Here is a 16345-nt window from a genome sequence, read left to right on the forward strand (position 1 = left end):
GTATGTGAGGATTATTATTTTCAGAAAAATCTTAAGATATACTTTTTCGTTAGGGCAACTTATTATACAATATGTTTTATTAATTACTATGCAATAAAAAAGGGGATTGCAGATTATGTCCAACACTGAACACCTTGATATTTTATATAAATTAAAAAAAGAAGTGGAAAAATCTAATAATCAAACTTTAGTCCATAGCATCAATCAAATGATTAAAAAGGTTTACTTAGATCAATATACAGGCACGTTTGTCGGTCATTTCTCAGCAGGGAAATCTACGTTAGTTAACCTGATTTTAGAACAAAATATCCTTCCGAGCTCACCTGTGCCAACTACGAGTAACACAGCTATCGTTTCGGTCTCAGAGGAGCCTGGCATCGTTGCGAACTTGGATCATCAACGTTACACATTATTAGATAATTATGAACAAGTGAAACAAATGAATCGGGAAAACGTCAACGTTGAGTCTGTAGAAATTAAATTTACTTCTAATAAATTTAGCAACGGTTTTACGCTTCAAGATACACCTGGTGTAGATTCTAACGTGTCGACGCACCAATCAAGCATTGAACAATTTATGTATACGAGTAATATCATTTTTTATACCGTGGATTATAACCACGTTCAATCAGCGCTTAATTTTCAATTTATGAAGCGTTTAAACCAAAACGGGATTCCGGTCGTATTCGTCATTAATCAAATCGATAAACATAGCGATGACGAGCTGTCATTTGAAGCATTTAAAGAGAGAGTCGAACTTGCCATTCAAGAATGGGATTTATCTCTCGAACGTATTTTTTATGTATCAAAATATGATCATCCACATAATGAAATCGATGCTTTGTCTTCATATTTAGTAGAAAAAGATCAACATAGAGAAGCTATGGAAGATTATGTTGCACGCATGGTTCAATTTATCACTACATCACAGCTTGCGTATATTCAAAATGAAATGCAGCAGTTACTCGAAGTGCTTGATGTCGAAGAATCCAATTTTAACCAAGCCTATTTGACGTTCCAACAAAATCAACAAGTGAGTGAAGAAGCGCAATTATTAAATGATGAAGCTGAATTGGCTACATTTTTAAAAAATAAGCGCCAGGACATATTAGACAATGCTTATGTGATGACACACGATATGCGTGAACGGTTGCGCCTTTATTTAGAAAGTCGTGCTCAGCAGTTTAAAGTAAGCGGTTTGTTTAATAAAAAGAAAAAGCTACAACACATTCAACAACAACGTTTAGACGATGCAATCGCACTGCTGCAAGAAAAAGTTAACCAACAGATACGCCAACCTTTAAGAGAAGATATGTCATTTTTGACACGATTTATTAATGACGCACAGACCACTGAAGCGATCTTAAATCAACATTACGATATCGATCCTTCTATTATAGAGAATCGCTATCAACCTCAAATTAGTATTTCTAATCAATATGTACTCACATTTTCAGATGATTTATTGAAAGCGGTTAAACAACAAATTAAATCACAATCTGAACCTCTGTTCGACGAGGCAGTTCAACACGCACAAGCAAAAGGTGTCCAAACGGAGCAAGATCAAGACCATGCACTTTATGAACAGTATGTAGAACTTAGAGATCTCAAACATTCTTTAACAACTGAAAATTATCACCATTATTATATTCATATTGATGATTCATTAGATAAACTGATTGACCGAACAGAAATTCACTATACGCCATCTCGAACAGATAAAAATATCCGTAAATATGATGATAATGATACGACAACGAGCGAAATTCAACATACCAGTCGAATAGATACAATTAAACGAGCTCTTGATTTAGTCGAGCCTGTCCCGCTATTTGAACAGACTAAAGCTGATATACGAGAAACGCTCAATCGTCTAGAGAAGAAAGTGATAAAAATAGGAGTATTTGGCACGTTTAGTGCAGGTAAAAGCAGCCTGATTAATGCACTTTTAGGAGATTATTATTTAGTGAGCTCGCCGAATCCTACAACAGCTGCGACAACTGAATTATCTTATGGCAATGGCAGTGCCATCACTTTAAAATCAGAAGCACAGTTGTTGGAAGAATTAAATCATGTGTTTGAAGTTCATAATGTCTCATTTGATTCGATCACTCAGTTTTTAAAACAAAATGTAGAAAAGCTAAAAGCACAATTAGAAAAAAATCAACTTGCGTTTATACGGGCGATTGAAAAGCATTACGATATGTATCAAGACATGTTGGCAGAAGGGCAAAAGCACACGATTAACCAACAAGAAGTCAAAAAATGGAGCGCTCAAGATGAATACGCGACCTTTGTTAAAACGGTACATCTTCAATTACCGTTAGAATGGTTGAAAGATAAAATTATCGTAGACTCACTCGGACTGCACTCTAACAATCAGCGACATACAAACGAAACAGAAAAGATTCTAACATCCTCTGATTTAATCTTATATGTCAGCTACTTTAATCACTTATTTACGGATAATGATAAAAAATTCATTGAGCACATGAAACAGATGAATCAATTAAATGAAAACCAAGCCTTCAAAATGGTCGTGAATGCAGTGGATTTAGCAGAAAGTGACGAAGATAAAGCGGCTGTCATCGATTATGTCAAAGATGCTCTGGCTCAAGTTCAACTAAACTCAGATATTTATGCTGTTTCAAGCCGATCAGCTCTAGCAGCGGCGGATGAAGGTGTCGATCAATTGCGAGAAAGCATCGATCATTTTGCAAATGTGACTTCAAAAGATATACTGCAACAACAAATGATCCATCAACTGACACATATCAACCAAGCTTATCGTGACATGATTGATGAATACCAAACAAATCGAGCTCAAATTGAGCAACGTAAGCAAAAATTAACTGACTATGCACGTCATGGTGTCATGTCTCTACAAACGATTCAAACCGTAGGCCAACGCAGTCAAAATGAAGTTGAGGATCAAATTTATCATTTAACTGAACGACTGAAGTTATATTTACTCGACGATGCAAAAGCATTTTATAATACACAGATGACGCAAAACAGCGATTTTTCTCAAGAGAAGAGATTGACGACGAAAGCATATTTAGATCATATTCACCAACGGTTATACTTAGAGCAATCGTTACTCGTTGAACGGACGAAAAAATATTTCACTTCAGAATTGAAAAATGAAATTGCACCACTCAAACAAGCATTAGAACAACTCCATGTTTTTATCGATCCGTCATTCAGTGAGCTGACGTTTGAACTGGACCGTCCTTATGTGCATATCGAACTGAATGATTTATTGAGTCGCTTACCGAAATCACTCAATAAAAAGAATTTACTCAACAGCAAGAAACAACAAGCATTGCATGAAGAAATCGTACAACACACTATGTTATTATTACAGAGTGGTATTGCGCAATTAAGAACCGCATTAGTTAACGGTCTAACGTCCTTACAGCAACAAAGTGAAGCAACATTTGAAGCGTTAGAACAAGATACACAATCACAAATCACACAATTATTATCTGTAGATATCGATGCAACATTGATTAACCAGTTAGAAACAACGCATCGCCAATTAAGTGAAACTTTGCAAATATAGAAAGGTGTTTGACACATGACTGATAAATTACTAATTATCGATGGTATGGCGCTCTTGTTCCGCCATTTTTACGCGACAAGCTTTCGCAATCAATTTATGCGTAATTCTGAAGGCATACCGACAAATGCCATACAAGGATTTGTTCGTCATGTTTATACGGCTATAAATGATATCCAACCGACCCATGTCGCAATCTGTTGGGATATGGGACAAGCAACATTCCGCAATGATATGTTTAATGCATATAAACAACATCGCCCTGAACCACCTGAAGAGTTGATTCCGCAATTTGATGACGTCAAAGAAATTGCAGCAGAGCTCGGCTTTCTCAATTTAGGGGTTAAAAATTACGAAGCCGATGATGTCATAGGAACATTAGTAAAACAATTTTCTGAAGAGATGCCTGTATATGTAGTCACAGGTGACCGTGATATTTTACAGTGCCTCAATAAAAATACTGAGATATGGTTAACTAAAAAAGGATTTAGTACCTATAATCGCTATACTGAAGCACAATTTGAAGAAGAATACGGTCTGCATCCTGAACAATTGATCGATGTCAAAGCATTTATGGGCGACAGTGCAGATGGTTATCCGGGCGTCAAAGGTATCGGTGAGAAAACTGCGATCAAACTCGTGCAGCAACATGGTTCAGTAGAAGAAGTGGTCGCGCATCTCGATGAACTGACACCTGCGCAGCAAAAGAAAATACAAGCAGACTATGATAACTTAATCCTGTCTAAACAACTCGCACGGATTTACACTGAAGTTCCTTTAGAAACGAACAATCTGAAAGAGCAAATGGCATATCAAGCAGAGCTATCACATATTCTATCTGTTTGTAATGAAAAAGAACTCTATGTATCTGCGAAGTATTTAGTTACACATTACAAATAAAAGAAAAGGGCTATCCTTTACACACATCAAGCTTAAGCTGCTCATATCGGGGCAAGAAAAATGTGTTAGGATGGCCCTTTATTTGTGTTTTTGTTGTTTTGTTTGTTTATACAAGGCTTGTTGGGCGTGATGATTCGCTTCTTTGTTTTGAGCACGTGGAACCCATTTTACAAACATGAGTGCAAACGTATCAGTATAACTTAACGCCTTTTCAAGATACGGTTTAAATCGCTCATTTTTTACACTTTCTTGATTGATACTATCTTCGATGAGCTTTGAATCAGTGAAGATGAGTGCGTTATCCACGTTCATTTCAGAAGCTAAGTCTAGTGCTCTGAGTAATGTTTCCCACTCTGCACTATGGTTATCTAAGGCAGGCAAATCATACGTTTTAACCGTATGTGTTTCTTCGGTAATGATGACGACAGCACCCGAACTCATGCCTGGATTGCCTTGTGTCGCTGCATCAAAATATATTTTCGCCATATTTTCACCTTTCTCTCAAAAATGCATACATCTTTGGCACTATCTTCTATTATCATATAAACTGAAAAGTGGAAATTCAAGCAATGCTATTATAAACTGAACACAATACAGCGAATAAGGGAAAACGAATGAAATAGGTGATCTTACTATGAAAAAAATGTTTATCGTACATAGCTATCAAGCGACTTCAAGTAGTCATTGGTATCAATGGCTCGCAGATGAAATGGAAGCATACGGTTATGAAACCGAAGTCGTCGCTTTACCAGATACGAATCAGCCTGATTATAAAGCGTGGTCAGCGACATTACAACATCTTATACAAGAACAACTCGATAGCGAAACGATTATCGTTGCACATAGTCTAGGTGTCATAACGACGTTAGATTTTCTCACTAATTTACCCCAAATCCATCACATTAAAGGTTTATTCCTAGTTGCTGGCTTCGGTCAAACCTTAACAGATTTACCGGAATTAAATACCTTTATAGATCAATGTCACATCCAATATCCTAGATTATCTGCTGCACGCATCATGTCTATCGCAGCCTCTGATGATCCTGTCGTAGATATTGCTTATACAGATGAGTTATCACAATCATTGAAAGTTCCCACAACAATCATTGAACATAACGGTCACTTTTTAGCACGTGATGGTTATGATCGATTCGATCGCTTAAAATCCTATATCGTCGGTTTGATTAAACAAAATAACTCGGAAATTGGTAAATAAACCAATTCCCGAGCTTTTTTAATATTCTTCATCAATGTGTTGAATTTTACCTTTTCTATAAAATGATTTGGCAATGTAACCAAACGGTACGTTAAAGATCGTTGAAATAATTTTAAGTACATATGTTGTGATAAAGATTTCAAGGACTACGCCATTTGGCATCGTACCAAAGAAAGCGATAAACACGAATAATGCTGTATCTAAAATATTACTTAAAATAGTACTTCCGTATGCACGAATGATAAATGTTTTATCTGAAGAAAAGATTTTCTTAATAGCTGAGAAGATAAGTACATCGACTTGTTGCCCAATTATATATGCGATAATAGAACCGAGTGCGATACGTGGCACAACGCTAAATATCGTATCCATTGCATTTTGTGCTGTATCTTCTGGAGCTGGAATAAAGTGTAGTGATAACTGCATGACGATAATCATGATTAACGTTGAACTGAAACCAATCCAGATCGCACGTTTTGCCATTCTGCGACCATAAATATCATTTAAGATATCTGTCGCTAGATAAATGGAAGCGAACATGACGTTACCTAACTTGGCAGAAATCGTGAACAGATCAACTGTTTTTACTACTTGGATATTTGCGATAATCGTACCAATTGCAACCCATGCGATGAGTCCGTGTTTGCCAAATAGACGATACATCAGTATGAGTAAAATAAACGTTACAAAGAACGTTAATATACCAAATAAAATATTAAACATTAATTTTCCTCCTAAATTTTGATCAAGCGGGTGTTTAGAAACCGCAATAATACAACTTATCTATTGTAATCCTATTAAACTTAAAATTCAATACCGTGTTTCATTTTCACGAGGGAAGATAAGAGCCGTGAACATCAAATACTATACGAGAGAAGGTTAAATTTTTAGGTGACATGTAGCGTTATTATTGTTGTGAAACATTACACATAAAACAATTGTTTCACAATACCTAACATTAAGAGAAACGCCGTGAAGATGTTATAATATGAGTCATAGAAAAAACCAACGAGCTAATGAGGAAGGTGAGTAGATGTTAACTTATTCTGAGAAAGCAGCCTTAGCGCAAATCGATCATTTAATGAATACGTATTGCGATCACTGTTTATTAAAAGCGCATATCAGAAAAACACAAGGTAAAACACAAGCTCATCACTTTTGTATTAGTGAGTGTTCAGTTGGGAAACAAATCAAACAATTAGGAAATGAATTGCAATAAGGAGGACTTCACATGGAGATTTTGCGCGTTGAACCTACACCCAGTCCAAATACAATGAAGATTGTATTAACGGAAAAAAGATCTGATAATGCATCAAATACGTATACTACAGTAAAAGACGATCAACCTCAATTTATCAATGATGTTTTAAATGTTGAAGGTGTCAAATCGATATTCTACGTTATGGATTTCCTTGCTGTAGATAAGGAACCTAAAGCTGACTGGGAAGAAGTTTTACCTCATGTAACTGCAACACTCAATAACGAGCTACAAACAGACGAATCATTACCAGATGAACACTACGGTGAAGTTAAAGCAGAAGTGCTCATGTTTAAAGGTATCCCTTACCAAATTAAATTAACTTCTGGTGATGAAGAAAAACGAAAACAATTGCCCGAAGCTTATATAGATAGCATGTTAGCAGCCCAAAAAGATGACGATAACATCGTCTTTTTACGTAAATGGGAAGACTTTGGCATCCGTTATGGTGAACTGGACGAAATTATGTCAGAAGTATTCGAAGAAGTGACTGCACTTTACCCAGAATCTCAACTTGAAAGTCAAGTTCAAGAAGCGTTATCTACAGATATTGTGGTGCCTGAAAAACATTATGAACGTGTATCACTTGAAACATATCAAGCCACAGACGATTGGAAGGCTCGTTTACGCATGCTTAAACAGTTCCCTACACCGACTGAAGCAGATTTACCACTACTTGATACAGTTTTGAGGGAAGAAACCAAAGTACCATTACGCCGTGAAGCCATCGTACTCATCGGCATGATTGAAGATGAGATCGCTTTACCTTACTTGTATAAAGGTTTACATGATAAAGCACCAGCTGTGAGACGTACAGCAGGAGATTGTTTAAGTGATCTTGGTTTTAAACAAGCGCTGCCAGAAATGGAACAAGCGTTAGATGATCCTCAAAAAATAGTGAGATGGCGTGCAGCGATGTTCCTATTTGATGAAGGTGGCCCTGAACAATTAGACGCATTAAAAGCACATGTAGACGATCCAGCTTACGAAGTCAAACTACAAATTGAAATGGCGATTTCAAGAATCGAAAATGGCGATGAAGCATTAGGATCTGTGTGGAAACAAATCGCAAATCGAAATAATAAATAAACAATGAGGTGGGAAATTAAATGAATGCTTATGAAGCTTATATGAAAGAATTAGTAACTCAAATGCGTGATGAATTAACATCAAACGGGTTTGAAAGTTTAGAATCTGAAGATGCAGTAACGCAATATATGGAAAATGTTAACGACGATGATACGACGTTTGTCGTCATTAATTCAACTTGTGGTTGTGCAGCTGGTCTTGCTCGTCCTGCAGCGGTAACGGTAGCAGAACAAAACGATGCAAAACCAACAAATAAAATTACTGTCTTTGCTGGACAAGATAAAGCAGCAACTGAACAAATGCGAGATTATATCCAACAAGTACCATCTAGTCCTTCTTATGCTTTATTTAAAGGTAAAGAACTTAAACATTTTATACCACGTGAACATATTGAAGGTCGCGATGTCCAAGATATATGTATGGATATTAAAGATGTATTTGATGAACATTGCTCATAACGTGTGTGAAAACGCATGAACCATCATGCGAATTTTGCATCATCCACGTGCTTTTAACTCAAAAATATAGAAACGGAGGTGGCATGATGCTCAATCCATTTGACCAATCATACCACGAATTATGTGAAGAAATACTAGCACATGGTCAAACACGTGATGATCGTACCAATACAGGGACTATTTCAAAGTTCGGTCATCAATTACGCTTTGACCTATCTCAAGGTTTTCCGCTTTTAACAACTAAAAAAGTATCTTTTAAATTAATTGCTACTGAATTAATTTGGTTTATCCGCGGAGATACAAATATTCGTTACTTACTACAATATAATAATAATATTTGGAATGAATGGGCTTTTGAAAACTACATTAATTCAGATGAGTATCACGGTCCAGACATGACTGACTTTGGTCATCGTTCATTAGAAGATGAAGCATTCAATGAACAATATCAAGCTGAGATGAAAAAATTTAAAGCACGTATTTTAGAAGATAATGCGTTTGCGAAACGCTTCGGTAATTTAGGAAAAGTGTACGGGAAACAGTGGAGAGACTGGGAAGATAAAGACGGCAACCACTTTGACCAACTCAAAACGGTGATTGAACAAATTAAGACAAATCCAAGTTCTAGAAGACATATCATCACTGCATGGAATCCTGCAGAAATTGATGACATGGCTTTACCACCTTGCCATACATTATTCCAATTTTATGTTCAAGATGGTAAATTGAGTTGCCAACTTTACCAAAGAAGTGCTGATATCTTTTTAGGCGTGCCGTTTAATATCGCGAGCTATAGTCTCCTCACGCATCTCATCGCAAAAGAATGTGGTTTAGAAGTAGGCGAATTTGTTCATACATTTGGTGATGCTCATATTTATAGTAATCATGTCGATGCAGTTCGTAAACAACTCGAACGTGATAGCTTCGAACCACCAAAACTCCGTATCAATTCTGATAAGTCGATCTTCGATTTGGAATATGAAGATTTAGAAATCGTCGATTACCAATCTCATCCAGGTATTAAAACACCTATAGCAGTTTAATATGATGCTTTAATTTAAGAAGTGCGAAGATTTATTATATAATAGAGGGTAAATAAAGATAGGGGGTAATTTTATGACACTTTCCATTCTCGTAGCACATGATCAACAACGTGTGATTGGTGTAAATAATCAACTACCATGGCATTTGCCTAATGATATGAAGCATGTAAAACAATTATCAACAGGTAATACACTTGTAATGGGAAGAGCTACTTATGAATCCATTGGTAAACCACTACCGAATCGTCGTAACGTTGTATTAACGCGTAATGAATCATTCAATCCTGAAGGTGTAGATGTGATTCATTCTCTAGATGAAATTTATGACCTACCAGGTCAAGTATTTATTTTTGGTGGTCAATCCTTATTCGAAGCAATGATTGATAAAGTGGATGACATGTACATTACGCTCATCGAAGATAAATACCAAGGGGATACGTTCTTCCCACCATATACGTTTGAAGATTGGGAAGTTGATTCTGCAGTAGAAGGCACATTGGACGAAAAAAACACTATTCCTCATACTTTTTTACATTTAGTTCGTAAATAATCATTATGTTGAAGATAGAGAACAAGGGTGAATATGAAATCAATCGCAACGTCATCACGCTAGTTTGAAGATTTTATTTTAAATTGTAAGCTCTAATGATTTATGGTACATTACTAAAAATGAAAAAAGGTTCAACCTGTAGAAGTTATTTTAATATATTGAAGAAGGGAGAAGCCTTTAGATTGAATTAATAATATAGCTCACCCATTTATGTTTTCAAAAATCTATCGGCATATAAACTATGACTAAATTTAAAATTGTAACAGATTCCACATCTGATTTATCTCATGATTATCTCGAGGAACATGATATTCACGTGATACCATTAAACTTAACAATAGATGGCAAGTCTTATGAAGACCAAGTTGATATTACTTCGAAAGCCTTCATTGAAATGATTGAAGCTGGTGCGGACGTTAAAACGAGTCAACCAGCGATAGGAAAATTTATTGAATTGTATGATAAATTAGGGGAAGATGGTTCACATATTATCAGTATTCACTTAACGTCAGGATTAAGTGGGACGTATCAAACAGCGGTTCAAGCAAGTCAGATGACAGATAGTAACGTCACTGTTTTTGATTCAAAATCAATTTCTTTTGGACTAGGCTACCAAATTCAACACATCGTTCAATGGATTGAAGAAGGTCATGACATTGAAACGATTACAGCAAAACTGGCTGATTTACACAAAAATATCAAAGTGTTTGTCGTTATCGGTCAATTACAACAATTAATTAAAGGTGGACGCATCGGTAAAGCAAAAGGATTTATCGGTAACATGATGAAAATAAATCCAATTGGGACGCTTAAAAACGGAGAAATTGATCTTATGCACAATGTGCGTACGCAAAATTCAGCGATTAAATTTCTCAAGAAAGAGATTGCGTCATTTGTAGAAAACCATCGCATTCAGGCTATTGGGCTAGCGCATGCGAATATTATCGAATTTATAGAGAAGGTTAAAAAGCAGTTTTCAGAAGAATTCGATGTCCCGCACTATGATATGAATGTTACTACACCAATCATTTCTACACATACAGGTCAAGGAGCGATCGGAGTAATCATCTTACGTTCCTAAAAAGACGTCTTTGATAGAGATTACAAGTTAAAGTGCAAAATATAAATCGTTTCTCTATTAATAGGATATTTACTATATTGTTAAATCAAACATATTAATAGCAAATACAAGCTCTTAATGATAAATTTGTTACAATAAATATGTAAGGAGAATAAAATATGGCTTATGCTACATTAGCTGGCGGTTGCTTTTGGTGTTTAGTTAAACCTTTTGCATCTTATCCTGGCATTCAAGATATTGTTTCTGGTTATAGTGGTGGCCACGTAGAGAATCCAACATATGAAGAAGTATGTTCAGACCAAACAGGTCATGTAGAAGCCGTTCAAATTACTTACGATGACCAAATTACATCGTTTGAAAATATTTTGGACGTCTATTTCAAAACATTTGACCCTACTGATAATGGTGGTCAATTTTTCGATCGTGGTGAACACTACGAACCTGTTATTTTCTACCATGATGAAGAACAGAAAAAAGCGGCTGAGGTTAAGATACAAGAACTTAACGAAAAAAATATTTTTGATAAACCTGTCATCACACCAATCAAACCGTATAAAAATTTTTACCCTGCTGAATCTTATCACCAAGACTTCTATAAAAAGAACCCTCAACATTATGAACAGTATCAACGTGGTTCTGGACGTAAAGCATTTATTGAAAAACACTGGGGGTAATCAAAATGATCAAAAGAGATAAAAACGAATTAAATGAAATGGAATATCTAGTTACTCAAGAGAATGGGACTGAGCCCCCATTCCGTAACGAATATTGGAATCATTTTGACAAAGGCATTTATGTCGATAAAATTTCAGGTAAACCACTTTTCACTTCTGAAGATAAATTCGAATCAGATTGTGGTTGGCCTAGTTTTTCAAAACCGATCGACGACGAATCACTTGTAGAATTAGTAGACAAAACGCATGGTATGGTGCGTACTGAAGTGCGTTCCGAAGATGCGAATAGCCATTTAGGTCACGTGTTCAACGATGGTCCGAAAGATCGTGGTGGCTTACGTTATTGCATCAATTCTGCTGCAATTCAATTCATTCCTTATGATAAATTAGAAGAATTAGGGTATGAAGATTTAGTAAGATATTTCAAAGATTAGGAGTGAACTCGATGTTCAAAAAATTATTTGGCAAAGGGAAAGAAGTTAACAAAGATATAGAAATCAAAGCACCTTTTACTGGAGAATTTGTAAAAATAGAAGATATTCCCGATCCAGTATTTGCACAAAAAATGATGGGTGACGGCTTTGGTATTAAACCATCTGAAGGCCAAATCGTTTCACCAATCGATGGTACAGTGGATAATGTATTCCCTACTAAACATGCGATCGGTCTTAAAGCTGATAATGGGCTAGAATTACTCATTCATATCGGTTTAGATACCGTTCAATTAGATGGGGAAGGCTTTGAAGTTTCTGTACAAAGCGGAGATGAAGTGAGTGTCGGTGATCCACTCATCGAAGTAGATTTAGATTACATTAAGAAAAATGCTAAATCTGAAATTTCTCCAGTCATCGTTACAAACTCTGATCAAACGTCATCTATCCAAATTGCAGACGTAGATCATGTCGTTAAAGGCGAAACTAAAGTCGTTGATGTGACTATCAACTAATGAAAGATCACTCATTTTATCAATTTATGCTAACTGTTCGAGATCGTAAAGGCGATGAAGGTATCCTTGCAGATGAGATATACCATGATTTGTCTTTTCCTAAATATGAAAAGGACTTTGATACGATTTCCAAATATATAGAAACACAAGGCACATATTCTGTACCCATGTCGATTTTTGATAACCTTTATGAAGAATATACAGAATGGCTTAAATTCTAGCATGTTTATGAGCTATTTTATAATTGGAATAAAATAATGAGATCATATAGCTGGGGTGAATCAATGAGATGAATCCCAGCTCATTTCTTTTTTAGGGGGACTTTTAATCGTATCATTCGTTACAGTTCAACGATGATCTAGTCCATATTTAAAATTCCTTGTCACAATAAGTGATGAATGGTGTGATATTTTGATAAAATGAAAACACGTTAGTTCAAATATGAGGAAGTGATAATTTTGACGCAAACTGAGAACCAACATGATGAAAACAACCAAGATAATAATCATGAAAACAAAAATAAATCAGGTATACATACATTTAAAACATCCCAACTGTGGCTATTTGCACTCTTAACGATCTTCATCACTGTTATCATCACAGTGAGTGCCACGCTCTTTGTCAGTCATAAACTCAGTGGTTTAGATGCCGATCAAAGAGATGATATTTCTAAAATTGAAAATGTCTACAAAACACTATCTGATGATTACTATAAAGGAACGACATCAAACCAATTAACTGAAAGTGCGATTAATGGCATGGTCAAATCCCTCAGAGACCCGTATTCAGAGTATATGACTAAGGATGAAACAGAGTCATTTAATGAAGATGTTTCAGGAGATTTTGTAGGCATTGGTGCAGAAATGCAGAAAAAAGATGATCAAATTCAAATTACAAGTCCTATGAAAGGTTCTCCAGCAGAAAAAGCAGGCATTCAACCTAAGGATGTCGTTGAAAAAGTTAACGGTAAAAGTGTCAAAGGTAAACCGTTAGAATCCATCGTTAAAGAAGTCCGCGGCAAAAAAGGGACAACCGTTACTCTAACAGTCAAACGAGGTTCCGACTCACATGATATTAAAATTAAACGCGATAAAATCCATGTGAAAAGTGTAGATTATGAAACGAAAGGCGATATCGCAATTTTAACAATCAATAAATTCCAAAGCAGTACAGCTGCCGAATTAAAATCTGCAGTGTTAAAAGCGCATAAAGCAGGTAAAAAAGATCTCGTGCTTGATTTACGTAATAACCCAGGCGGACTATTAGACGAAGCTGTAAAAATGGCTAATATTTTCATCGACAAATATAAAACAGTAGTGAAATTACAAAAAGGTAAACAGACTGAAGAAATTCCTGCTCCAAACGACAAAGTAAAAGAAACAGAAAACATGGACGTTTCAGTCCTCATTAATGAAGGATCTGCAAGCGCTTCTGAAGTATTTACAGGTGCTTTAAAAGATTATGGTATTGCAAAAGTTTATGGTTCCAAATCTTTTGGTAAAGGAATAGTACAGACTACCAAAGAATTCGACGATGGTTCATTGCTTAAATTTACGAATATGAAATGGTTAACACCAGAAGGCCATTACATTCATGGTAAAGGGATCAAACCTGATGTGAAGATCGATCCTCCTGCTTATCAGTCATTGAATGTTATCCCAAGTGATGAAACATTTAAACAAGGAGATCAAAGTAAACACATTAAAACCATGAAAGTGGGTCTTAAAGCCTTAGATTATCACATTGATAATCTATCTACACAATATGACGAGGAATTAGTTGATGCTGTCAAAGCATTTCAACAACAACACGATTTAGATGTGACAGGTGAATTTAATAAGAAAACAAATGAAAAATTCACCCAGCTCTTAGTGGAAAAAGCAAATGATGACGATGTTGTGTTAGATAAACTGCTGGAACGACTTAAATAATGAATTTGATGGAGGGAAATTTTCATGATTAGAAAAGCAACGTTTCAAGATTTAGATAGTGTGTTAGATTTAGTTGAGGAAGCAAAAGCAAAAATGCGTGATAACAATAATACACAATGGGATGATCACTATCCGTTAGATACTCATTTTAAAAAAGACATCGAAACAGATACATTGTTTGTCATAGACGATGAAGGTGAGATTTATGGTTTTATTGTTATCGATCAACAACAAGCGGATTGGTATGATGAATTAGAATGGCCTATCGATAGAGAAGGCGCTTTCGTCATTCACCGTTTAGCTAGTTCAAGCGATTACAAAGGTGGCGCCACTGAACTGTTTAACTTCGCTATAGATCACGCTTTAGAACATCAAGTTCATGTTATTCTTACAGATACATTTGCTTTGAATAAACCTGCACAAGGTTTATTTGAAAAATTTGGGTTCACAAAAGTCGGTGAAGCTGAAATCGACTATCATCCTTTTGATAAAGGTGAACACTTCTACGCTTACTATAAAACAATAGAGGAATAGAGGTTTTAACATATGGTAAAAATAGCATTCACTGGTGGAGGGACTGTAGGTCACGTCTCAGTCAATTTAAGTTTGATCCCCACCGCATTAGCCGATAACCACGAAGCGTTTTATATCGGCTCTAAAAACGGCATAGAACGTGAAATGATCGAATCTCGACTTCCAGACATCGACTACCATGACATCTCAAGCGGTAAATTAAGACGCTATTTATCTTTAGAAAATATCAAAGATATGTTTAGAGTATTGAAAGGTATTGTAGATGCACGTAAAGTGCTCAAAAAAGAAAAACCAGATTTACTCTTCTCTAAAGGTGGATTTGTCTCTGTACCGGTTGTTATCGCTGCTAAAACATTAAACATTCCAACCATCATCCATGAATCTGATGTGACACCGGGGTTAGCGAATAAAATATCTTTAAAATTTGCGCAAAAAATTTACACGACATTTGAAGATACGATTAACTATTTACCGAAAGATAAAGCTGATTTTGTTGGTGCAACGATTAGAGATGATTTAACGTCAGGCGATCCTGACAAAGGTTATGAAATGACACAATTCAGTAAGGATAAACCGGCCCTTCTCGTCATGGGTGGCAGCTTAGGTAGTAAGAAATTAAACGAAATCATACGTGATAACTTAGACGAGTTGCTCAAACATTATCAAGTCATTCATTTAACTGGTAAAGGTTTAATCGATGAGACTTATGAAAATAAAACAGGTTATGTGCAATATGAATTTGTGAATGAACCCTTGACCCATTTACTCGCAATGACGGATACAGTAGTGAGTCGTGCAGGTTCAAATGCGATCTATGAGTTCTTAACATTACGTATCCCAATGTTATTGATTCCACTTGGTTTAGATCAATCACGTGGGGACCAAATTGACAATGCGAAATACTTTGAATCTAAAGGTTTTGCTAAAATGATTCAAGAGGACGGCCTCACTGGTGAAGCATTTATGCAAGCTCTTTCAAATATTGAAAGCGATAGAGATGACATCGTCAAAGAGATGTCTCAATATAAACAAAGCTATACGAAAGAAGAACTGTTTGATAAAATATTACATGATACAGATAATAAATAGAGAGGTTCAATCGC

Annotated in this window: 18 protein-coding genes; 16 read left to right on the plus strand and 2 right to left on the minus strand. The window is 35.8% G+C overall.

Going from position 1 to position 16345, the window contains the following annotated elements:
* Positions 1-115: 115 nt before the first annotated feature.
* Together APS80_RS02870 and APS80_RS02875 are read left to right on the plus strand one after the other, a co-directional pair.
* Positions 116-3565 carry a dynamin family protein gene (locus APS80_RS02870; protein WP_059106784.1) on the plus strand — a complete coding sequence of 1150 codons (3450 nt, stop codon included), beginning with the start codon at positions 116-118 and terminating at the stop codon, positions 3563-3565.
* 15 nt (positions 3566-3580) lie between these two features.
* Complete coding sequence (locus tag APS80_RS02875) at positions 3581-4462, plus strand: 5'-3' exonuclease (RefSeq protein ID WP_059106785.1); 882 nt, start codon at positions 3581-3583, stop codon at positions 4460-4462.
* A gap of 78 nt (positions 4463-4540) precedes the next feature.
* Here the strand turns inward: APS80_RS02875 and APS80_RS02880 are convergent, their stop codons facing one another.
* Positions 4541-4948, minus strand: a complete 408-nt coding sequence (locus APS80_RS02880; protein WP_059106786.1) for a ribonuclease HI family protein — start codon at positions 4946-4948, stop codon at positions 4541-4543.
* Between the two features lie 148 nt (positions 4949-5096).
* Between APS80_RS02880 and APS80_RS02885 the strand changes: the two genes are divergently transcribed.
* Entirely contained in the window at positions 5097-5678 is a 582-nt protein-coding gene (locus APS80_RS02885) for an RBBP9/YdeN family alpha/beta hydrolase (RefSeq protein WP_059106787.1), read from the plus strand.
* An 18-nt stretch (positions 5679-5696) separates the two neighbouring features.
* On the opposite strand, the gene APS80_RS02890 is transcribed toward APS80_RS02885, so the two are convergent.
* Complete coding sequence (locus APS80_RS02890; protein ID WP_059106788.1) at positions 5697-6401, minus strand: queuosine precursor transporter; 705 nt, start codon at positions 6399-6401, stop codon at positions 5697-5699.
* Positions 6402-6711: 310 nt separating this feature from the next.
* Here APS80_RS02890 and APS80_RS02895 point away from each other — a divergent pair, with 310 nt between their 5' ends.
* The 13 genes from APS80_RS02895 (at position 6712) to APS80_RS02955 (ending at position 16331) form a co-directional block, all read left to right on the plus strand.
* A complete protein-coding gene (locus tag APS80_RS02895) occupies positions 6712-6897 on the plus strand; it encodes a zinc-finger domain-containing protein (protein ID WP_059106789.1) in 186 nt (61 codons plus the stop codon).
* Between the two features lie 12 nt (positions 6898-6909).
* Entirely contained in the window at positions 6910-8025 is a 1116-nt protein-coding gene (locus tag APS80_RS02900) for a conserved virulence factor C family protein (protein ID WP_059106790.1), read from the plus strand.
* 20 nt (positions 8026-8045) lie between these two features.
* Entirely contained in the window at positions 8046-8483 is a 438-nt protein-coding gene (gene brxA, locus APS80_RS02905) for a bacilliredoxin BrxA (protein WP_059106791.1), read from the plus strand.
* Positions 8484-8569: 86 nt separating this feature from the next.
* Positions 8570-9526, plus strand: a complete 957-nt coding sequence (locus APS80_RS02910; RefSeq protein WP_059106792.1) for a thymidylate synthase — start codon at positions 8570-8572, stop codon at positions 9524-9526.
* Between the two features lie 73 nt (positions 9527-9599).
* The gene (locus APS80_RS02915) at positions 9600-10076 is read left to right on the plus strand and encodes a dihydrofolate reductase (RefSeq protein WP_059106793.1); all 477 of its coding nucleotides are present in this window, start codon (positions 9600-9602) and stop codon (positions 10074-10076) included.
* A gap of 241 nt (positions 10077-10317) precedes the next feature.
* The gene (locus APS80_RS02920) at positions 10318-11157 is read left to right on the plus strand and encodes a DegV family protein (protein WP_059106794.1); all 840 of its coding nucleotides are present in this window, start codon (positions 10318-10320) and stop codon (positions 11155-11157) included.
* A gap of 158 nt (positions 11158-11315) precedes the next feature.
* The gene (gene msrA / locus APS80_RS02925) at positions 11316-11831 is read left to right on the plus strand and encodes a peptide-methionine (S)-S-oxide reductase MsrA (RefSeq protein ID WP_059106795.1); all 516 of its coding nucleotides are present in this window, start codon (positions 11316-11318) and stop codon (positions 11829-11831) included.
* A gap of 5 nt (positions 11832-11836) precedes the next feature.
* Positions 11837-12265 carry a peptide-methionine (R)-S-oxide reductase MsrB gene (gene msrB, locus APS80_RS02930; protein ID WP_059106796.1) on the plus strand — a complete coding sequence of 143 codons (429 nt, stop codon included), beginning with the start codon at positions 11837-11839 and terminating at the stop codon, positions 12263-12265.
* An 11-nt stretch (positions 12266-12276) separates the two neighbouring features.
* Positions 12277-12777, plus strand: a complete 501-nt coding sequence (locus APS80_RS02935; RefSeq protein WP_059106797.1) for a PTS sugar transporter subunit IIA — start codon at positions 12277-12279, stop codon at positions 12775-12777.
* Positions 12777-12998 (plus strand): YozE family protein, encoded by a 222-nt coding sequence (locus APS80_RS02940; RefSeq protein WP_059106798.1) that lies wholly within the window; start codon positions 12777-12779, stop codon positions 12996-12998. The genes APS80_RS02935 and APS80_RS02940 overlap by 1 nt, the downstream gene beginning before the upstream one ends.
* Before the next feature lie 237 nt (positions 12999-13235).
* On the plus strand, positions 13236-14708 hold the full coding sequence (locus APS80_RS02945) for a S41 family peptidase (RefSeq protein WP_059106799.1): 1473 nt from the start codon (positions 13236-13238) through the stop codon (positions 14706-14708).
* Positions 14709-14732: 24 nt separating this feature from the next.
* Positions 14733-15242: a GNAT family N-acetyltransferase gene (locus APS80_RS02950; RefSeq protein WP_059106800.1), complete on the plus strand. Its 510-nt coding sequence runs from the start codon at positions 14733-14735 to the stop codon at positions 15240-15242.
* Positions 15243-15254: 12 nt separating this feature from the next.
* Positions 15255-16331, plus strand: a complete 1077-nt coding sequence (locus APS80_RS02955; protein WP_059106801.1) for an undecaprenyldiphospho-muramoylpentapeptide beta-N-acetylglucosaminyltransferase — start codon at positions 15255-15257, stop codon at positions 16329-16331.
* The last annotated feature ends 14 nt before the right edge of the window (positions 16332-16345 follow it).

It is taken from the genome of Staphylococcus auricularis (genome assembly GCF_001500315.1).
Lineage (GTDB): Bacteria > Bacillota > Bacilli > Staphylococcales > Staphylococcaceae > Staphylococcus > Staphylococcus auricularis.